Annotated in this window: 17 protein-coding genes; 12 read left to right on the top strand and 5 right to left on the bottom strand. The window is 64.8% G+C overall.

Annotated features, from left to right (window positions below):
• Positions 1-28 precede the first annotated feature (28 nt).
• From LB555_RS16135 to LB555_RS16155, 5 genes are all read right to left on the bottom strand, one after another.
• Positions 29-1,597, bottom strand: coding sequence for an indolepyruvate oxidoreductase subunit beta family protein (locus tag LB555_RS16135; RefSeq protein WP_140723055.1), 1,569 nt, complete (start codon positions 1,595-1,597; stop codon positions 29-31).
• A complete protein-coding gene (locus LB555_RS16140; RefSeq protein ID WP_140723058.1) occupies positions 1,590-3,743 on the bottom strand; it encodes an indolepyruvate ferredoxin oxidoreductase subunit alpha in 2,154 nt (717 codons plus the stop codon). Before LB555_RS16140 ends, LB555_RS16135 begins: the two co-directional genes overlap by 8 nt.
• Before the next feature lie 38 nt (positions 3,744-3,781).
• A complete protein-coding gene (locus LB555_RS16145; RefSeq protein WP_015314077.1) occupies positions 3,782-4,264 on the bottom strand; it encodes a MarR family winged helix-turn-helix transcriptional regulator in 483 nt (160 codons plus the stop codon).
• The gene (locus tag LB555_RS16150) at positions 4,264-5,835 is read right to left on the bottom strand and encodes a phytoene desaturase family protein (protein WP_224683250.1); all 1,572 of its coding nucleotides are present in this window, start codon (positions 5,833-5,835) and stop codon (positions 4,264-4,266) included. Before LB555_RS16150 ends, LB555_RS16145 begins: the two co-directional genes overlap by 1 nt.
• 151 nt (positions 5,836-5,986) lie before the next feature.
• Positions 5,987-6,778 carry a cyclase family protein gene (locus LB555_RS16155; RefSeq protein WP_140660600.1) on the bottom strand — a complete coding sequence of 264 codons (792 nt, stop codon included), beginning with the start codon at positions 6,776-6,778 and terminating at the stop codon, positions 5,987-5,989.
• 118 nt (positions 6,779-6,896) lie between these two features.
• Between LB555_RS16155 and LB555_RS16160 the strand changes: the two genes are divergently transcribed.
• From LB555_RS16160 to LB555_RS16215, 12 genes are all read left to right on the top strand, one after another.
• On the top strand, positions 6,897-8,471 hold the full coding sequence (locus LB555_RS16160; protein WP_224683251.1) for a phytoene desaturase family protein: 1,575 nt from the start codon (positions 6,897-6,899) through the stop codon (positions 8,469-8,471).
• A gap of 112 nt (positions 8,472-8,583) precedes the next feature.
• Positions 8,584-10,113, top strand: a complete 1,530-nt coding sequence (locus tag LB555_RS16165) for an ABC transporter substrate-binding protein (protein WP_224643806.1) — start codon at positions 8,584-8,586, stop codon at positions 10,111-10,113.
• Positions 10,114-10,201: 88 nt separating this feature from the next.
• The gene (locus tag LB555_RS16170) at positions 10,202-11,209 is read left to right on the top strand and encodes an ABC transporter permease (protein WP_140660597.1); all 1,008 of its coding nucleotides are present in this window, start codon (positions 10,202-10,204) and stop codon (positions 11,207-11,209) included.
• Positions 11,202-12,050, top strand: a complete 849-nt coding sequence (locus tag LB555_RS16175) for an ABC transporter permease (protein ID WP_140660596.1) — start codon at positions 11,202-11,204, stop codon at positions 12,048-12,050. Before LB555_RS16170 ends, LB555_RS16175 begins: the two co-directional genes overlap by 8 nt.
• On the top strand, positions 12,047-12,925 hold the full coding sequence (locus tag LB555_RS16180; RefSeq protein ID WP_140660595.1) for an ABC transporter ATP-binding protein: 879 nt from the start codon (positions 12,047-12,049) through the stop codon (positions 12,923-12,925). Before LB555_RS16175 ends, LB555_RS16180 begins: the two co-directional genes overlap by 4 nt.
• Positions 12,918-13,754 carry an ATP-binding cassette domain-containing protein gene (locus LB555_RS16185; protein WP_224683252.1) on the top strand — a complete coding sequence of 279 codons (837 nt, stop codon included), beginning with the start codon at positions 12,918-12,920 and terminating at the stop codon, positions 13,752-13,754. Before LB555_RS16180 ends, LB555_RS16185 begins: the two co-directional genes overlap by 8 nt.
• 80 nt (positions 13,755-13,834) lie before the next feature.
• Positions 13,835-14,434: a VOC family protein gene (locus LB555_RS16190; protein WP_224683253.1), complete on the top strand. Its 600-nt coding sequence runs from the start codon at positions 13,835-13,837 to the stop codon at positions 14,432-14,434.
• Positions 14,435-14,576: 142 nt separating this feature from the next.
• Entirely contained in the window at positions 14,577-16,871 is a 2,295-nt protein-coding gene (locus LB555_RS16195; protein WP_224683254.1) for a bifunctional salicylyl-CoA 5-hydroxylase/oxidoreductase, read from the top strand.
• Positions 16,872-17,241: 370 nt separating this feature from the next.
• Positions 17,242-18,000 carry an SDR family NAD(P)-dependent oxidoreductase gene (locus LB555_RS16200; protein ID WP_224683255.1) on the top strand — a complete coding sequence of 253 codons (759 nt, stop codon included), beginning with the start codon at positions 17,242-17,244 and terminating at the stop codon, positions 17,998-18,000.
• The gene (locus LB555_RS16205) at positions 17,994-18,464 is read left to right on the top strand and encodes a MarR family winged helix-turn-helix transcriptional regulator (protein ID WP_140660590.1); all 471 of its coding nucleotides are present in this window, start codon (positions 17,994-17,996) and stop codon (positions 18,462-18,464) included. The genes LB555_RS16200 and LB555_RS16205 overlap by 7 nt, the downstream gene beginning before the upstream one ends.
• The gene (locus tag LB555_RS16210; protein ID WP_224683256.1) at positions 18,461-19,273 is read left to right on the top strand and encodes an enoyl-CoA hydratase family protein; all 813 of its coding nucleotides are present in this window, start codon (positions 18,461-18,463) and stop codon (positions 19,271-19,273) included. The genes LB555_RS16205 and LB555_RS16210 overlap by 4 nt, the downstream gene beginning before the upstream one ends.
• A gap of 225 nt (positions 19,274-19,498) precedes the next feature.
• The gene (locus LB555_RS16215) at positions 19,499-20,647 is read left to right on the top strand and encodes an acyl-CoA dehydrogenase family protein (RefSeq protein WP_224683257.1); all 1,149 of its coding nucleotides are present in this window, start codon (positions 19,499-19,501) and stop codon (positions 20,645-20,647) included.
• The last annotated feature ends 35 nt before the right edge of the window (positions 20,648-20,682 follow it).

Below are 20,682 nucleotides of genomic sequence, written 5' to 3' on the forward strand. Positions count from 1 at the left end.
CCCGGTGAAGTCTGTCGGGACGTGCGGCTCAGTTGCCCGTTGCCGGGCCCAAGGTCGCCACGGTCTTCAACGCGCCGTCGAGCATGTCGCCCTTCTCGTCCTTCAGCGCCGCCTCGCGCAGGCGGCGGATCCAGTCGGCGGCGTCGGCCCTGCCCTCGAGCAGATCAAGCGCCGACAGCACGCGGTCGAATTTCGAGTGGGCGCGCACATGCGTGTCGCTGTAGCCCTTGATCAGCCGGCGGCAATTGAGGATTTCGACGGCAAGCGCGTAATCCGCCGGCACGTAGCCAAGCGCGAGCGTGTACCATTGGTCAAGATGCGCGGTCTCGACCTTGTGGCGCAGCAGGCGGCGGCGCCAGCGGCGCAGGCCGCCGATGAACCACAAAGCGGCGAAGCCGGCAAAGCTGTCGGTGCGGATGCGGCGGCCCCGGTTGATGCGGCGGTCGAGGAAGGCTGCCAATTTCGGCCGGTCCTCGATGTAGCTGCCCAGCCTCGCCGGCAGCGTGCCGCAGAACTCCTCGATGCGCGGATGGAAGTACTCGGTCACTTGCAGGACCGAACCATCCTTGACGCCAACCTCCTTGCGCACCCGCCTGTCGCGGGTCGAGCGCGTCTTCAGATCGGCGACGCGGATCATGTCGTCATAGCACATGGCGTTGGCCAGATGCTTGGCGGCCGCGATTGACAGCGCATGGGTTGGATCCAAGCTGTCAATCGCGACGGCCTTGTCCAGCCGGTCGAGATATTCGCGCCCATAGGCGATGTCCTGGTAGTCGACGACCTTTCTCAGGCCCCTGAGCGCCATGTCGCGCACGGCAACCGGCAGCAGGTCGATGCGAGCGGCAAGCGCCTGCCATCCCTGCAACAGGTTTCGCGGGCCACTCACATGTCCCGAACCCAAGGCAGATCCGACAATCGCCGGGTTCGCCGTCGGCGCCGCCGTGCCGCGCGCACGATCATACGCAGCCGCGAAGGCGGCGAGGCTGGCCTTGACGCCACGGCCGCCGGTGCCAATCGCCTGCTCGTAGCTTTCACGGGTAAACGGCAGCGCGTCGGAGCCGGCCAGCGCGCCAAGCAGGCTGGCCGAGATCATCGAGCCGTTGTCGGCGGCGATCTTTTCCATGTCGAATGCGATGAAGCGCTTCGATGCGGCCTCGGCCGTGGCGTGGACTTTGGACGACGAAGCGCGGCCATCACCCGGTTCGATCTTTTCCGACACGGCGGCGATGCGGTGCGAGGAAGCGATCAGCGTCGTGCGGTTGGGGGTGACGAAGCCCCTGATGATGGCTCGGCCGGCTTCCATCAATTCGGCGGCGATCAGGATATCGACATCGCCCTGCGAGGGCGACAGCGCGAAGACCGGCAGGCGGCCGGTGTCGCGGGCCATTTCGATATAGTAGATGGTGGCGCCGGTGCGCTGCGCGACGCCGGCGACCGAGGTCGATTGCGCGACAAAGCCATTGCGCTCGGCGACGTCGGTGATCCAGTCGGCGAGCACGCCGCCGCCCTGGCCGCCGACGGCCAGAACGGCGAGCTTGATCACCGGCTCATCGGCAGCACCGGACCGGGGGCGCGAGGAAGGAACAGGATCAAGCATCGGCGAATATCAGGCGCCGGCCTTCGCGCCGCCTCTGCAGAAAGCCGATCGTCGCGCGGCGCGCCGTCTCCAGGAAACGGTCCCAGCGGCTTGGATTGTGCACGACGTCGGCACGGTAGAAGGACGGGCACAGCACCGCCGCATCGGCGACCTCGCCGCAATTGCCGCAGCCGACACAGTTCTGGTCGATCGATGCGACCGGATCGTCGCGCAGCGGATCGTCGAGCGACTTGACCGACAGCGATGGGCAGCCGGAGAGCCGCATGCAAGCATGATCGCCAGTGCAGATGTCCTCGTCGACGCCAAATTTCGGCTTGACGACACGCTCGCCGCCTTTGATCGCCTTGTCGACCAGCGGCTTTTCGCGGCGCTGGCGATTGAGCATGCATTCCGACGAAGCGACGATGACTTTTGGCCCCTTCTCGTCAGTCGTCAGCGCCTCGCGCAGCGTGTCCTGCATCTTGCCGACATCGTAGGTGCGGTCGACATGGCGCAGCCATTTTACGCCCATGCCTTTCACCGCCTCGGCGATCGGATGCTTGGTCGACTTGGTCTTGTTGCCCGCGCGCGACGACAGGATGTCCTGCCCGCCAGTGGCGGCCGAGTAAAAATTATCGACGATGACGATGACGCCATCATTCTTGTTGAACACCGCATTGCCGATCGATGAGGTCAGGCCGTTGTGCCAGAAGCCGCCGTCGCCGACGAAGGAGATCGAACGGCGCTTGGCATCGGGCGCGTTGAACGCCGAGGCCGATGCCGGCCCCAGCCCGTAGCCCATGGTGGTCGCGCCAAGCTCGAAGGGCGGCATGATCGAGAACAGATGGCAGCCGATGTCGGAGGCGATGTGGTGCTTGCCGAGTTCCTGCTCGACCAGCTTGGTCGCGGCGAAGATCGGCCGCTCCGGGCAGCCGATGCAGAAACCGGGCGGTCGTCCTGGAACGACATTGATCAGGTCCGCCGTATCGAGGCCATCGCCGACTTTGTTTGGCGCGCGCACTTCGCCGGGCAACAGGTGCGGCGCCTCGGCGCGCAGGAAGGCGCCGATGCCGTCGAGCATGACCTGGCCGGTATATTCACCGGCCATCGGCAGATGCTCCTTGCCCACCAGACGGGTGCCACGCCCGGCCTTGTGCAGCATGGCGGCGAAAGCCTGTTCGATGTAGTTGGGCTGGCCTTCCTCGACGACCAGCACCGACTGCTTGCCCTCGCAGAACGACAGGAACTCATCGTCGATCAGGGGATAGACGGCGTTCAGCACGTAGAGTGGCACGTCGGTCTCGCCATAGGTGTCGGCAAGGCCGAGACGCTGCAGCGCACGGATGACCGAATTGTACATGCCGCCCTGCATGACAATGCCGATCGAGCCGTGATCCGAGCCGAAGATCTCGTTGATCTTGCGGCTCTTGATGAAATCGACCGCGGCCGGCCAGCGCTTGGCGACCTTCTCCTTCTCATGCAGGAAAGAAGCCGGCGGCAGAACGATACGGCCGGTGTCGCGGCGCGGCGCTTCGAGCGCATCGGCGACCGTCATCGGCGGACGCTTGTTGTCCTTGGCGATGAAATGGCCATGCACGTGGCAGCAGCGGATGCGCACCTGCAGCATGACCGGCGTGTTGGAGATTTCCGACAGTTCGAAACCATCCTCCACCGCCTTGACGATCGACGGCAGGTTCGGACGCGGGTCGAGCAGCCAGACCTGGCTCTTCATGGCGAAGGCATGGCTGCGCTCCTGCATGATCGAGGAGCCCTCGCCATAATCCTCGCCGACGATGATCAGCGCTCCGCCGGTGACGCCGCCGGACGCGAGGTTGGCCAGCGCGTCTGAAGCCACATTGGTGCCGACGGTCGACTTGAACGTCGCCGCGCCCCGGATCGGGTAATGCACCGAAGCGGCGAGCATGGCGGTGGCGGTGGCTTCCGAGGCGCTGGCCTCGAAATGCACGCCGAGTTCGCCCAGAATGTCCTGCGCGTCGGCCAGCACGTCCATCAGATGGCTGATCGGCGCGCCCTGGTAGCCGCCGACATAGCCGACGCCGCACTGCAGCAGCGCCTTGGTGATGGCGAGGATGCCCTCGCCGGCGAATTCCTCGCCGGCGCCAAGCCTCAGTTTTTCGACTTCCTTGGCAAAAGACCGTTCGGCCATGTCTGCCTCCTTCCGTTGCCGCCGACAGCTGGCGGCGCCTAGATGTCGTGCTTGCGAATGTTTTTGAGCATCTTCAAAAGCGTTGCGATGAGTGCTGCATATTCGGCGTCGTCGATATCGTCGAACATCGCCTCGAAGGCGTCATGCATGGCCGGCCAGGCGCGGGTGAACTCGGCGCGGCCGTCGTCGGTCAGGAACACGTGGCGGATGCGGCTGTCGGTGACGCCTTGCTCGCGCCGCACGAAGCCCTGGCCCTCCAGCGTGTCGAGCGTGCGGCTCAGGGTAGACTGCTCGATGACCGTATAGACCGAGAGGTCATTGACGGTGACGCCATCGGTGACCGACAGCACCGCCAGCGTGCGCACCTGCGAAATGGTCAGGCCCTGCTTGCGGAAGTCGTCACGCAAGGTGGCGTTGTAGCGGCCCATGATGCGGTTCATCAGATAGGGCGCGAATTGCTGCAGGCCGATCTGGCCGAGGGTGGAAATGCGCTGGCGTTTTTCGACGACCTTCTGTTCCATCACAGCCTCCCTGCCAGCAGGAAGCCGGAGCCACCGCCGAGGCCCGCACCGGGATGGGTCGAGGCGCCGATATGGTAGAGGCCCTTGACGCCGGTCTGATGGTTGCGGCTGGTCTTGAACGGCCGCCACAGGAACGACTGGTCGACAACAGAGGAGCCGCCGTAAGGGTCGCCGCCGACCAGGTTGATGTTCATCGCCTCGAGATCGGCCGGCGAATAGGCGCGGCGCGCGATCACGCTGTCCTTGAAGCCGTCGATATGGCCGGCGAGTATCGCTTCAGCGCGATCGGCATAGGCCTCGCGCAGCGCCTCGGTCCATAGTCCGTCGGCAGGCGCATCGAGCTTGCCGGCGGCGTCGCCCTTGATGTAGCGGGGCGCCTCGGGGAGTTGCAGCCACAGGATCGCCTGGCCTTCCGGACAGCGTGATGGGTCGAGCGCGTGCGGCTGGCCGACGCAGATGGTCGGCACCTCCGGCAGCATGCCGCGCGCCGCCTCGTTGCAGGCTTTCGAAACGCCATCCAGTCCGGGCGTCAGATGCAGCAGCGCCACCTTGCCGAGGCCCTCGCCGCGCCAGGACGGCGGCTTGGTCAGCGCGTAATGGATCTGAAAATTGCCCTTTCCATAGCGGTATTTCCGCGTCGCTTCGACGTCGTCCTTCGAAGCGTCCTTGCCGAGCAGACGGCCGTAAAGCTGCGTCGGCGTGACCGAGCAGATGACGCTCTTGTTCGCCGTGATCGTTTCGCCCGACGCCAGCCGCACACCGGCTGCGCGGCCACCCGCCTGGACGACCGAAGCGACGTCGGCGCCGGTGCGGATGTCGCCGCCGCGTTCCCTGATCAGCGCTTCGAAGGCGGCAAGCAGGTTCTTCGCCCCGCCCTTGACGATCGGCGCACCGGCAGCCTCCAGCGCGAAGGCGATCACCTTGGCGATCTGGCCGGAAAACGCATCTTCCGGGCCAAGCCCGGCATGCAGCACCCAGGGCGCCCAGAGCGCCCTGACGGTCTCGGACCGATAGCTGCTCTCCAGCCAGCCGCGCGCCGGCACCAGCGCTTCGCCAAGAAAGGCGGCTAGGCCACGCGGACCATGCCGCCAGGTATCGCCGGCCAGCAGCTTCGCCGTCGGGTATGACCAAAGCGCGCCGCCGAGCAGACCGAACAGCAAGCCGGCATTGCGCTCAATGCCGCCGACATCTTCCGCATGCCGGTCACCGTCGCCGGCCGCGATCGCGTTCAGCGCAGCGACATTGGCGGCGCGGCCGGTGCTGAGCACGGCATGGCTGCCGTCGGGCATGAGCACGCCGGTCGGCGTGCTGGTGTGGCAGAATTCCAGCCCGTGCCGGGCGAGGTCGCCGCCCAATGCTGCAAAGGCCGGCGAGGTGATGAACAGCACGAAGGTCGTCGCCATCACGTCGTGGACAAAGCCCGGCGCGGTGATCTCCTCGGTGCGCATGCAACCGCCGATACGGTCGTTGCGCTCCAACACGAGCACCTTGGCGCCCTTGTCGCCGAGCATTGCGGCGCAGACCAGCGCGTTGATGCCGCTGCCGACGATGATGTGATCGGGGGCGGTCATCGAGGGGCGCTCCCCCGCTTTGGTGGATGATGTTCAATTGCGCGCGGTAGCGTTCCTTGGCGTAGAGCGGCAACCTCACCAGGTCGCCGCGCCCACTTCGTCATCGCGGTACCATTTGCAGCCATGATCTTCTCCCGAAGACCGCCTCGCTCTATTTCCCCGGCACCAGCGCCAGCGCGCGGATCGGGCTGCCGGTGCCGTGCTCGATCTTGAGCGGTGCAGCGATCAGGATGGCGCCTTTCGGCGGCAGCTGGTCGAGATTGCAGAGGCTGGCGAGGCCATAACGGTTGGCCTTGTGCATCAGCGTGTGCGCCGGGAATGGCGGCTCCATGCCGCCGGCCTTGCCGGCATCGGTGCCGATCGTCTCCGAGCCCCAGCCCTTGATGTCCTTGCCGATCAGGAACTGGATGGCTTCCGCCGTCGGGCCGGGTGTGTGCGGGCCGGTCTCGTTGGCGTTGAGGAACTCGGCTTCCGAGCCGTTGCGCTTGTACCAGTCGGTGCGCATCACCACCCACTCGCCGGCATTGATCGCGCCATGCTTGGCCTCCCAGGCCTTGATGTGGTCGACGGTGAGCAGGAAATCGTGATCGGCGGCGGCCTCTTTCGAACAGTCGATGACATTGACCGGCCCGATAAAATTCTGCGCCGGAATGGTATCGGTGGCGCCGTCCGGATAATCCTTGCCGCTGATCCAATGCTGCGGCGCGTCGAAATGCGTGCCGGAATGCTCGCCGAGCTTCAGCCAGTTCCACGCCCACCATGGACCGTTCTTGTCATAGCGGGAGATCGAGTGGATCTCGACCTTCGGCGTGTCGACGGCAAGCTCCGGCGGCAGCTTGATCAGCGGTGTGTCGGGCCCGAGCGGCGCCGTCAGGTCGACCACCTTGATGGCGCCGGAAAGGAGCTGGCCGGCAACTTCGCCGAGGAGTTTCTGGGTATCCATGGTCTCTGTTCCCTCTTGTCTGACATGATCAAGGCTCGTCTCGGCCCTTAATATCCTACTAGACGAAAACATATGCATCTGCAATTATCTTTAAGCATAAAGGAAATGGGAACGGGGCGTGAGCGAGTTCGACGCCATCTTTGTCGGGGCGGGCCACAACACTCTGGCATGCGCCGCGCATCTGGCGCTCAAGGGCTGGAAAACCGGGGTTTTCGAGCGCAATACAACAATCGGTGGAGCCGTCCAGACCCGCGAATTCACGCTTCCGGGCTTCCGCCACGATTTCGGCGCGATGAATCTGAGCCTGTTCGCCGGCTCCGCCTTCCACCGGAAATATGCAAATGAATTGAAAGCGCAGGGGCTGGAATTCGCGCCTGTCGCCGACTGTTTCGCCAGCGCCTTTCCGGATGGTCGCTGGTTCGGGGTCAGCAACGACCTGGAAAAGACCGCCAGCCGCATGGCGGCCTTCTCAGCCGCCGATGCCGCGACGTGGCGAGGGCTGGTTGCTGGCTTCCCCGCCGAAGCCGAGCATTTGTTCAAGCTGCTGGGCTCGCCCATGAGCGCCCTGGCGCTTGCAAGCACCGCCTGGAATCTGTGGCGCAAAAAAGGTGTTTCCGGCGCGCTCGACACCGGCCGGCTGTTGCTGTCGTCGCCGCGTGCCTGGCTGGAGGAAAATTTCGAGTCTCCACACATCAGGGCGACGCTCGCCACCTGGGGCATGCATCTCGACTTCGCGCCCGACATCGCCGGCGGCGCGGTGTTTCCCTATCTGGAATCGATGGCCAACCAGAGTTTTGGCATGGTGCTGGGCAAGGGTGGCGCCGACACGATCATCCGGGCGCTGGCCGGCATTGTCACATCGGCCGGCGGCAGGATCGTCACCGGCGCCGATGTCGCCGAGATAACCGTTTCCGGTGGCAAGGCGACCGGTGTGCGGCTTGCTTCCGGCGAGACGCATACGGCCACCAAGGCGGTCATTGCCGGCGTTGCACCCAAGGCGTTGGCCGGCACGCTTTTGCCGAACGGTTCCGGCGACGCCGGCTTCGACACGGCGATGCAAAAATTCCGGCATGCACCCGGCACGATGATGATCCACCTGGCGCTGGACGACCTGCCGGACTGGCGCGCCGGGGCAGAGCTTCGGCGGTTCGCCTATGTGCATCTAGCGCCATCGCTCGAGCAGATGTCGCGCACCTATCAGCAGGCGACATCAGGCATGTTGCCGGACGAACCGGTGCTGGTCGTCGGCCAGCCGACGGCGGTCGATCCTTCCCGGGCACCTCCAGGCAAACATGTTCTGTGGGTGCAGGTGCGCATGCTGCCCGCCGAAATCGTGGGCGACGCCTCGGGCAAGATCGCAGCAGCCCATTGGGACCAGGTCAAGGAGGCCTATGCCGACCGCGTGCTCGACATCATCGAGACCTACGCACCTGGGCTGCGTGCGAAGATCCTCGGCCGCGCCGTGTTTTCGCCGATCGACCTCGAGCGCGAGAACCCGAACCTCGTCGGCGGCGACCAGGTCTGCGGCAGCCATCATCTGGCGCAGAACTTCTTGTTCCGTCCGGCGCGCGGCTATGCCGGCTGGGACACGCCGATCAGCAATCTGCATCTCACCGGCGCCGCGACATGGCCCGGTGCCGGCACGGGTGCCGCCTCGGGCTTCATGCTCGCGCAACAGCTTGGCGGGAGGTAGGCCAGACGATTTCATGAAGGCGACGAGAGGCAAGTGCTGCTGCCGACGAAGCCCTAACCAATGACCGGACGAAGCCGCGCAAAAGACAAATAAACCAACAAGGGGAACGACCATGACAATAAACAGACGCGAATTACTGGGATACAGTGCCGCGGCACTTGGTGTGGCCGCTGTCGGCCTGCCCAAGATGGCCAATGCCGCCGCCGGCGAGTTGACCATCGCCTATAATGTCAACCTGCCGTCCTGGGACCCGACCACCGGACCGTCGGCCGTCAACCCGACCATCCAGGGCCTCTACCAGTCGGTGTTCGACCAGTTCATCCCGCAGAAGCCGGACCTGTCCTTCGCGCCGGGCCTGCTCACCGAATGGGGCTGGAACGAGGACCGCACCAAGATCATGATGACGGTGCGCGAGGGTGTAACCTGGCATGACGGCTCGCCGTTCACGCCCGAGGACGTGGTCTGGTCGTTGCAGCGGGCGGGCGATGAAAAGACCGGCAACCCGATCCAGTTCGTGTGGAAGAACGTCAACAATTTCAAGATCGACGGCAACAAGATCACGGGCGATGTCGTGCAGTTCGACCCGGTCTATTTCAAATGGATGTCGTTCCTCACCGGCTACATCATGCCGAAAGCCTATTACGAGAAAGTCGGCGCCGAGGGTTTCGAGAAGGCGCCGATCGGCACCGGTCCCTACATGGTCGAAAAGTTCGAGCGCAACGCCTTCCTACGGCTGAAGGCCAATCCCACCTATTGGGGCGGCAAGCCGGCTTTCGAGAATGTGACGATCAAATTCGTCACCGACGCGGCAAGCCGCGTGGCCGAGATCGAATCCGGTTCCTCGCAGGTGACGCTCGAAATCCCCTATGAAGAGTACGACCGGCTGATCGCCAAGGATGGGCTTGCCGGGTCGATCAAGAATGTTTCCGACATCGGCATGATCTTCTTCAACGACATCGAAGCGATGCTGGACAAGAACGTGCGCCAGGCAGCCGTCATGGCGGTCGACAAGGAGCTTCTGGTCAAGCGGCTGCTGCGCGGCTACGGCCAGCCGCTCGCCACGCTGGAAACGCCGGAATACGCGGCCTACGATGCCTCGATCAAGGTCGAGCACAATCCGGAAAAGGCCAAGGAACTGCTGGCCGCGTCCGGCTACTCGCCGGAGAAGCCGGTCAAGTTCACCATCCAGACGACCAAGGGCTTCAAGCCCAAGGACTATGAAATGATCCAGGCGATCGTCGGCATGTGGCGCAAGGTCGGCATCGAGGCGACGATCGAGGTCTACGAGATCGCCAAGCACTACGAACTGCGCGCCGCCGACAAGCTCGCGCCGGCGGCCTTCTACAATTGGGGCAACGCCATTGGCGACCCGACCACGTCGACCGGCTTTGCCATGTATGGGCCGAGCCCGCATTCGGTCTGGGACAGCCAGGACCTGATCGACATGATCAACCCGCTGTGGGGAGAGAAGGACGAGACCAAGCGCATCGCCGGGTGGAAGGCGGTCGATAAATACATCGCCGAGCAGGCCTACGTGCTGCCGCTTATGCAGTATGCGCAACCGATCGTGCATGCGAAGGGCGTCAAGGTGGTGCAGCATATTTCCGGCGCGCTGCTGCCGGCCCTGATGACCCCGGCCTGATATCAGCCTGGGCTTACCGCGCGCCGTCCATAGCGACGGCGCGCATTTCTACACGCATATGAGCCTGCGGGCTCCTGCAAAGATTTACATGCTCCTGCAACGATTCCTGATCCGTCTGCTGACGATGCTGATCACGCTGTTCGGCGTGGCCGTCGTCGTATTCGTGGTCATCCGCGTCGCGCCCGGCGATCCGATCGCCATGATGTTGCCGCCCGGCGCCACCAATGACGACATCGCCCGTCTGCGTGCGCTCTATGGGCTCGACAAGACGATCGTGCAGCAGTTCTTCATCTGGCTGTCCGGTGTCGCCAGGGGCGATTTCGGCACCTCGATCTCGCTCCGGCAGGACGTGCTTGGCCTCGTCTTCAGCCGGCTGCCGGCTACGCTGGAGCTTGCCATCGTCGCGCTCATTATGGCAGTGGCGATCGGCGGCACGACGGCGATCCTGGGCGCGCGCGAGCGCGGCACGGCGGTCGAGGCCGGCATCGACATCGCCAGCGGTGCCGCGCTTTCTATCCCCGATTTTCTCTGGGGCCTGGTGCTGATCCTGCTGTTCGGCGTGCTGGTGCCGATCTTCGACATTTCCGGCCGCGTGTCGCCGCAGCTCGACCTGCCCTTCGTCACCCAGTTCTACTTCTTCGAGAGCCTGCTTCGGCTGCGCTTCGACCTCACCTGGGACCTCTTGAAGCACATGCTGATGCCAGCCGTGGCGCTGGCGCTGCCGCTCGCGGCCATCATCGCGCAGCTCCTGAAGCAGTCGCTGAAGGAGGTGCTCGACCTCGACTATGTCGTGCTGGCGCGGGTCAAGGGGTTTTCGGAAACGCAGGTCATCTTGCGCGAGGCGCTGAAGAACGCCGCGCTGCCGACGCTGACGCTCATCGGCGTGCAGTTCACCTTCCTCATCGGCGGCACCGTCATCGTCGAGCGGCTGTTCTCCTATGAGGGCCTCGGCAACATGGCGATCGACGCCGTCATCAACCGCGACCTGCCGCTGATCCAGGGCATCGTGCTGGTCTTCGCGCTGCTGTTCGTGCTGATCAACCTCGCCGTCGACATGATGTATGCGCTGCTCAATCCGAGGCTGCGCCATGGATGAGGCACGCATCATCAGGCGCGGATCGAGCCCGAGGCTGTGGCTCGCCGGCGGCTGGCTGCTGCTGGCGCTGCTGGCCGCGATCTTCGCGCCGCTGGTCGCGCCGCAGGATCCGCTGGCGCAGGATTTGATGCTGGAACGTCTGCCGCCGTTCTGGCTCGATGGCGCCGAGCCGGGCTATTGGCTCGGCACCGACAGCCTCGGCCGCGACCTCTTGTCCCGGCTGATCTTCGGCGGCCGCATCGCCCTCATCGTTGCCTTCGCGGCGGCCATCGCCGCCTGCGTGGTCGGCTCCACATTAGGGCTGGTCGCGGGCTATTTCGGCGGCTGGGCAGACCGCATCATCTCGCGCATCGTCGACATCTGGATGGCCTTCCCGCCGGTGCTGTTCGCCATCCTCCTGGTCGCCGTGCTCGGCACCGGCTTGAGCTCCGTCATCCTCGCCATCGCCATCATCGACTGGACGCGTTTCTGCCGGGTGATCCGCGCCGAGGCGATGGGCCAGTCGCGCATGGACTATGTCGAGAATGCCCGCATCGCCGGCTATGGCCGCGTCGGCATCATGCTGCGCGAAGTGCTGCCCAATGTGGTGCCGTCGATCGTGGCGCTGCTGTCGCTGGAGATGGGCATCGCCGTCATCGTCGAGGCGATCCTGTCCTTCGTCAACCTGTCGATCTCGACCGACGACCCGACCTGGGGCGGCATCATCGCCGAGGGCCGGCTGTCGATCCATCAGGCCTGGTGGGTGCTGGTGTTTCCGCTAATCACGCTCATCCTCACCGTGCTGTCATTCAGCCAGTTCGGCGAAGCGCTGAAGACGCGTTTCGATCCGGTGCTGCGATGAGCGCCTGTCTCGAGATAAACAATCTAAGCGCGGTGCTGGCCAACAGCCAGCGCGTGCTGCGCTCGGTATCGCTCTCGGTACAACCCGGCGAGGTCCGCGCGCTTGTCGGCGAAAGCGGCGCCGGCAAGACGATGATCGGCAAGGCGGTGCTTGGCGTGTTGCCATCGAGCGTGCGCATCGTCGAAGGCAATATGAGACTCGAGGGCGAAGACCTCGGCAAACTCCCGCCAAAAGCACGGCGCACGCTGATCGGCGCGCGCACGGCACTGATCCCGCAGGATCCGCTGACCGCGCTCAACCCCTCGCGCCGCATCGGCCCCCAGATGACCGACCGTCTGGTGTGCATCCTCGGCTGGAGCGGAGACAAGGCCGATCGACGTATCCGCCAGTTGCTTGATGAGGTGCAGATCCGCGACCCCGACCGTGTGCTGAAAAGCTATCCGCACGAATTGTCCGGCGGCATGCGCCAGCGCGTGCTGATTGCCGCCGCCTTTGCCGCCGAGCCACGGCTGATCGTCGCCGACGAGCCGACCACGGCCCTCGACGTGACCGTGCAGAAGCAGATCCTGCGCCTGATCGCGCAATTGCAACGCGAGCACGGCACCGCGATCCTGTTCGTCACCCACGATCTCGGCGTCGTCGCCAAGATCAGTCAGAAAGTGTCGGTGCTCTATGCCGGCAAGGTGGTGGAAGAGGCCGAAACGGCGGCGCTGTTCGCGGCACCTCGGCATCCCTACACCCGAGCACTGATGGCTGCGACGCCGCGCTATACCGATCCCTTCGCATCGCTGAAACCGGTGGACGAGACGGTACTGGCCGGGCTCGCGGCTGAGATCGCTGCCGCCGACCAGGCCTGGGGGCGCCCGCATGGCTGAGCCGCTGTTCTCCGTGCGCGGGCTGAAGGTCGCGCTACCCGACATGACGCGCAAGCCGCTCATCGGCCGCGCACCGCTGGCCGAAATTCTCAGAGGTCTCGACTTCGATCTGTCGAGAGGTTCGGTGACCGGCATCGTCGGCGAATCCGGATCCGGCAAATCGACGCTTGGCCGTGCGCTGGTGCGGCTGCTGGAGCCGAGCGCCGGCGAGATCCGTTTCGAAGGCCGCGACATCACCCATCTGCCGCAAGCGGAACTGCGGCCACTGCGCCGCGACCTGCAGATGATCTTCCAGGATCCGATGTCGTCGCTCAACCCGCGGCGTACCATTGCCAGCATCATCGCCGCTCCACTCAAGCAGAACGGGCTTGGCGACAATCTCAGGGATCGCGTCGCCGAGGCGCTGCAGCGGGTTGGGTTGCCGCAAAGCTTCGCCAGCCGCTATCGCCACGAACTGTCGGGCGGCCAACGCCAGCGCGTCGGCATAGCGCGCGCGCTGGCGCTGTCGCCGAAATTCGTGCTGGCCGACGAGATCGTCTCCGGGCTCGACGTCTCGACGCAGGCCCAGATCCTCACCCTTCTGGAGAGACTGGCGGCGGAGATGGGGCTGACGGTCGCCTTCATCAGTCACGATCTGTCGGTCATCCGGCGGCTGTGCCGGCAGGTCATCGTCATGCGCGAAGGTAGGATCGTCGAAGCGAGCGCGACGGACGCGCTGTTCGACATGCCGCGGCAGAGCTACACGCGCGACCTGATTTCGGCGATCCCGCTGCCCGAAATCGACGAGGGCTGGCTGGACATTCCTTCCGCTGCCAAGGCTCAGACATGAATGCATACGCACGCCGAAAAACGGGCTTCGGACGTGCGATCGAAGGCTGACCAAGTCCCGCCAAACGGAGGAGAACAAACATGAAGACAACAATACGATTTGCGGTGCTCGCCGCCACTGTTCTGGGCAGCGTCGGCATGGCCCCGGCGAGCTCGATTCCCGGCATGCGCGGGCACGACCATACCGGCATCACGGTTCCCGACATGAAGCAGGCGGTCGACTTCTTCACCGAGGTCGTCGGCTGCAAGAAGGCGATGTCGTTCGGCCCGTTCGCCGACGACAAGGGCACCTTCATGCAGGACCTGCTCGGCGTCGATCCGAAGGCTGTCATCGAGCAGGTCACCATGGTGCGTTGCGGCTATGGATCAAACATCGAGCTGTTCAAATATACCGCGCCCGACCAGAAGGATCTGACACCGAAAAACAGCGACATTGGCGGCTTCCACATCGCCTTCTATGTCGACGATGTCGCCGCGGCCAAAGCCTATCTCGATGGCAAGGGCGTCAAGACCAGGATGGGGCCGCTGCCGGTCAAGGAAGGACCCGCCGCCGGCCAGACCATCCTCTATTTCCAGGCGCCGTGGGGACTGCAACTCGAGGCGATCAGCTATCCCTCGGGCATGGCCTATGAGAAGGATGCCGAGACCGTGCTGTGGAGCCCGAAGAATCCGGAGAAATGATCTCTCGCGGCGCGCTTGCGGGATGTCCCGGCAAGCGCGCCACCCACGCTCGCATAATCATTTCGATATAAAACTTTAAGCTTGAAATATCTTACCTCCGGCGCGATACTGAGGCATAGCAAGCGAAGAGGAGATCGCACAGATGAAGGTTGCGGTTCTCGGCGGCGGACCAGCCGGCCTTTACTTCGCCATTTCGATGAAGCTTAGAGACGCCGCGCATGATGTGACGGTGTTCGAGCGCAACCGCGCCGACGACACGTTCGGCTGGGGCGTGGTCCTGTCGGCCGAGACGCTCGACAATCTTGCTGAGAATGATCCGGTCAGCGCCGTCTGGATCAAGAAGCATTTTGCCTATTGGGACGACATCGCCGTCATCCATGACGGCGTGCGCACGGTCTCGTCGGGGCACGGCTTCTGCGGCATCGGCCGCAAGCGGCTGCTGGTCCTCTTGCAGCGCCGCGCGCGCGAACTCGGTGTCAAGCTGATGTTCGAAACCGACATCGCCGATCCCCGCCCCTATATGGAGACGCATGACCTGGTCGTCGCCGCCGACGGACTGAATTCCAGGGCGCGCAACACGTTCGTCGATATCTTCAAACCCGACATCGACACACGCAAATGCAAATTCGTCTGGCTCGGCACCAACCAGAAATTCGACGACGCCTTCACCTTCATCTTCGAGAAGACCGAGCATGGCTGGGTGTGGGCGCACGCCTACCAGTTCGACAGCGAGACCGCGACCTTCATCGTCGAATGCAGCGAACAGACCTGGGCCGCCTTCGGCTTCGGCGCGATGTCGCAGCAGGAGTCCATCGCGGTGTGCGAGCGCATCTTTGCCAAGCATCTTGGCGGCCACGCGCTGATGACCAACGCCAACCATATCCGTGGCTCGGCCTGGATCAACTTCCCGCGCGTGCTGTGCGAGCGCTGGTCCTACAAGAATCTGGCGCTGATGGGCGACGCGGCGGCCTCGGCGCATTTCTCGATCGGCTCCGGCACCAAACTGGCGCTGGAAAGCGCGGTGGCGCTGGCCGATTATGTCGAGACCGAACCGGACCTCGAGGCCGCCTTCCGTAAATATGAGGACGCCCGCCGCACCGAGGTGCTGAAGCTGCAGTCGGCGGCGCGCAATTCGCTGGAATGGTTCGAGGAGGTCGAGCGCTATCTCGGCCTCGATCCGGTGCAGTTCAACTATTCGCTTTTGACCCGCTCGCAACGCATCAGCCACGAGAATCTGCGGCTGCGCGATGCCGAATGGCTGGGCGGCGCCGAAGAATGGTTCCAGCGCCAGGCGGGTGCCGGTGGCAACAGGCTGCGCCGGGCGCCGATGTTCGCGCCGTTCAAGCTGCGCGACATGCGGCTGCTAAACCGCGTCGTTGTCTCGCCGATGGCGCAGTACAAGGCTGTCGACGGGTGCCCGACGGACTGGCATTTCACCCACTATGCCGAGCGTGCCAAGGGCGGCGCCGGGCTCATCTATATCGAGATGACTTGCGTCAGTCCGGAAGGGCGCATCACGCCCGGCTGCCCGGGCTTCTACGCGCCTGAACATGAGGCGGCTTGGAAACGGCTGGTCGGCTTCGTCCATACCGAGACCGAAGCGAAGATCTGCGCGCAGATCGGCCATTCCGGCGCCAAGGGTTCGACCCGGCTCGGCTGGGAAGGAACAGACGTACCGCTGGCATCAGGCAACTGGCCAGTCATGGCGGCATCCGCCGTGGCGTGGTCGCCGCAGAATCAGGTGCCGAAGGCGATGGACCGCGCCGACATGGACAGAGTGCGCGACGAGTTCGTGGCTTCGGCGCAGATGGCCGATCGCTGCGGCTTCGACATGTTGGAGATCCACGCCGCCCATGGCTATCTCCTGTCGTCCTTCATCACGCCGGTCACCAACCGCCGCACGGACGCCTATGGCGGTTCGCTGGAAAACCGTATGCGCTATCCCCTCGAGGTTTTCCACGCGGTGCGCGCCGCCTGGCCGGCGCACAAGCCGATCTCGATGCGTATTTCTGCCAATGACTGGGTCGGCATCGAAGGCGTGACACCCGCCGACGCGGTCGAGATCGCGCGGCTGTTGCATGAGGCCGGCGTCGACATTTGCGACGTCTCGGCAGGACAAACTTCGGTGCTGGCAAAGCCGGTCTATGGCCGCATGTTCCAGACGCCGTTTTCCGACCGCATCCGCAACGAAGTCGGCATGGCGACGATGGCGGTCGGCAACATCTACGAGCCGGACCATGTCAATTCGATCCTGATGGCCGGCCGCGCCGATCTGGTCGCGCTGGCACGGCCGCATCTCGCCGATCCCTACTGGACGCTGCATGCGGCGGTCACGCTCGGCGACCGTGGCGTCAAATGGCCGGATCCCTATCTGCCCGGCCGCGACCAGATCTACCGACTGGCCGAGCGCGATGCCGCCGCGGGGTTGAAAGTATGAGTATTTTTCGTTCGCCACGCTGCCCCTCATCCGCCTGCCGGCACCTTCCCGCAGCATGCAGGGGGGCGTCGCGCATGCATGGTCTTGCACTGCGCTGGTCGACCCCCACTCCGTCTCGGCTTCGCCGATCCACCTCTCCCCCGATCGACGGGGGAGAGGAACGGTGCGACCCCTCTGCCGCCGATGCTCGTCTCATGAGGCTCCCTTCCTTTCCCTCCGGAGGAGGGAAAGGTGGCGTTGCGAAGCAACGACGGATTGGGGGAACCACCTGGCAACCAAGCATCGGGCCAATCGCCAGTCCCAGAATGTCTGTGCATGTCATGGCTTCGATCTGGCGCAAGAGGCAGCGCCGACCTTCGAGGATTGCCACATGATCGCGGGCAAGCACGCACTGGTCACCGGCGGCGGCTCCGGCGTCGGCCGGGCAATCGCGCTGGCACTGGCCGGCGCCGGCGTTGACGTGACCATCTGCGGCCGGCGGGAAACGGAGCTCGCAAAGGTCGCGGGTCAAAGCGGCCGCATCTTCACCATTGCCGCCGATGTCACGAGCGAGACCGAAACGGCGGCGCTCTACGCGCAGGCGGAGGCAGTGCGCGGACCGTTCGACATCGTCGTCGCCAATGCCGGCATGGCCGGCAGCACGCCGGCGCACAAGATCCCGCTGGCCGACTGGCAGCGGACGCTCGACGTCAATCTGACCGGCGCCTTCCTGACGGTGAGACCGGCGCTGGCCGGCATGGCCGCGCGCAAGGCAGGCCGCATCGTCTTCATCGCCTCCACGGCAGGCCTGAAAGGCTACGCCTATGTCGCGCCCTACGTCGCGGCCAAGCATGGCGTCGTCGGCCTGATGCGGGCGCTGGCCGCCGAGACGGCGAAATCCGGTGTCACCGTCAACGCCGTGTGCCCAGGCTTCGTCGAGACCGACATGCTGGAGGAGTCCATCCAGCGCATCGTCGAAAAGACCGGCCGCTCGGCAGAACAGGCGCGGGCCAGTCTTGCCTCGACCAATCCGCAAGGCCGTTTCATCCAGCCCCGGGAAATTGCCGAAGCCGTGCTTTGGCTGTGTGGCAACGCGGCGCAATCGATCACCGGACAGGCGATTTCGATCTCGGGAGGTGAAACATGGTAGCCGGCCCCCTGCCCCTGCCATCGGGACCCGGCAAGGACCGGCTGCGCCTGTGGATCAGGCTGCTGCGCGCGTCGCGCACGATCGAGGCCGAACTGCGCGAGCGCCTGAAGAAGGAATTCGACACGACGTTGCCGCGTTTCGACGTCATGGCAGCACTTTACCGCGCGCCGGAGGGCATGCTGATGAGCGACCTGTCGCGCTTCCTGCTGGTGTCCAACGGCAATGTCACCGGCATTGTCGACCGGCTGGTTTCGGAAGGACTGGTGGCGCGCGCGCGCCGCAATGGCGACCGCCGCACCTCGATGGTCCGGCTGACCGAGGAAGGTACGAAGTCCTTTGCCACCATCGCCGCCGCGCATGAGGGCTGGATCGGCGAATTGCTGGGCAAGGTCAGCGAGGAGGATGCGCGCCGGCTGACCGGCATGCTGACCTCGTTCCGCAGCAACTGGGAGGGACGCGAATGACCGCAATGGCCGGCCTCAAGCCAAAGCATTTCCTGTGGGAGGTCGAGGGCAGGATCGCCAAGGTCCGGCTCGACCGACCGGAGCGCAAGAACCCGCTGACCTTCGACAGCTATGCCGAGCTGCGCGACACGTTCCGCGATCTCGTCTATGCCGACGACGTCGACGTCGTGGTGTTCCTCTCCAATGGCGGCAATTTCTGCTCCGGCGGCGATGTTCACGACATCATCGGCCCACTGGTCAAGATGGACATGAAGCAGCTCTTGGCCTTCACCCGCATGACCGGCGATTTCGTCAAGGCGATGCTGAATTGCGGCAAGCCGATCATCGCTGCGGTTGACGGCGTGGCGGTCGGCGCCGGCGCCATCATCGCCATGAGTTCGGATATCCGCATCGCCACGCCGGAAGCCAAGACGGCGTTCCTGTTCACCCGCGTCGGCCTTGCCGGCTGCGACATGGGCGCCTGCGCGATCCTGCCGCGCATCATCGGCCAGGGCCGCGCCGCCGAACTGCTCTACACCGGCCGAACCATGACAGCGACGGAAGGCGAGCGCTGGGGGTTCTATAACAGGCTGGTAGCGGCAGACGTACTTGAGGCCGACGCGCTCGACATGGCCGCCCGCATCGTCTCCGGCCCGACCTTCGCCCACGGCATCACCAAGACGCAGCTCAACCAGGAATGGTCGATGGGCCTCGACCAGGCGATCGAGGCGGAAGCACAGGCGCAGGCGATCTGCATGCAGACGCGCGATTTCGAACGGGCGTATCGGGCTTTCGTGGCCAAGGAAAAGCCGGTGTTCGAGGGGAATTGAGGATGAGCGGACTATCGGAGACGTTGGCGGGACAGCGCCCCCCTCTGTCCTGCCGGACATCTCCCCCTCTAGGGGGGAGATCGGCTGTCGCGTACGCTTTCGCAAATCGCCAACGTCGCGGGAAGGGCGCCGGCACTGCCAATCTCCCCACTAGAGGGGGAGATGTCCGGCAGGACAGAGGGGGGCGCCGTAGAGCGCAAGGCTCGAAGTACTGCGGAGGCACAAATGCCTGACCGCTCCTTCCTCAACTGGCCCTTCTTCGAAAGCCGCCATCGCGAACTCGCCGGGCACCTGGACGCCTGGTGCGCGAAAAACCTGCCGGTTGACCACCACGACGTCGACGCCGCCTGCCGCGAGCTGGTCGCGAAACTGGGCAGGGACGGCTGGCTGAAGCCGACGGCGCTCGATACGGACAACCCCGCACCACTCGACGTGCGCGCCCTGTGCATCACGCGCGAGACGCTGGCCCGCCACGATGGCCTCGCCGACTTCGCTTTCGCCATGCAAGGTCTCGGCACCGGCGCGCTCAGCCTGTTCGGGACGCCGGACCAGCAGCAATGGCTTTCAAAGACACGGGACGGCAAGGCGATCTCAGCCTTCGCCCTATCGGAACCGCGTTCGGGATCTGATGTCGCCAACATGGAGATGACGGCGACCCGTGACGGCCATAGCTACGTTCTCACGGGCGAAAAAACCTGGATTTCGAATGGCGGCATTGCGGACATCTATGTCGTCTTCGCCCGCACCGGCGAGGCGCCCGGAGCCAAGGGGCTCTCTGCCTTCCTGGTGTCGGGCGACGCCAAGGGCCTCGGTATCGCCGAACGCCTCGAAGTGATCGCGCCCCATCCACTGGCGCGTCTGTCGTTCGACCAGGTCCGCGTGCCCAACTCGGCGCTGATCGGCGGGCCGGGCGACGGTTTTCGAATCGCCATGTCGGTGCTCGACGTGTTCCGCTCGACCGTGGGCGCGGCGGCGCTCGGCTTTGCCCGCCGCGCGCTCGATGAAAGCATCAAACGCGTGGCCGAGCGCAAACTGTTCGGCGCGCCGATGGCCGAGTTGCAGATGGTGCAGGGCCATGTCGCCGACATGGCGCTCGACGTCGATGCCGCGGCGCTTCTGGTCTATCGCGCCGCCTGGACCAAGGACATGGGCGCTGCGCGGGTGACGCGCGAGGCGGCGATGGCCAAACTGTTCGCCACCGACAAGGCGCAGGAGGTGATCGACAAAGCGGTGCAGCTGCATGGCGGCGACGGTGTCCGCAAAGGCCACATCGTCGAGAGCCTATATCGCGAAATCCGCGCGCTGCGAATCTACGAGGGCGCATCGGACGTGCAGAAGGTTGTGATCGCGCGGCAAGTGATGGGCGCGGCCTGAACAGGTCGTGACCACGGACCGAAATGTTTTCGAGA

It is taken from the genome of Mesorhizobium sp. BR-1-1-10 (genome assembly GCF_020165595.1).
GTDB classification, from domain to species: domain Bacteria; phylum Pseudomonadota; class Alphaproteobacteria; order Rhizobiales; family Rhizobiaceae; genus Mesorhizobium; species Mesorhizobium australicum.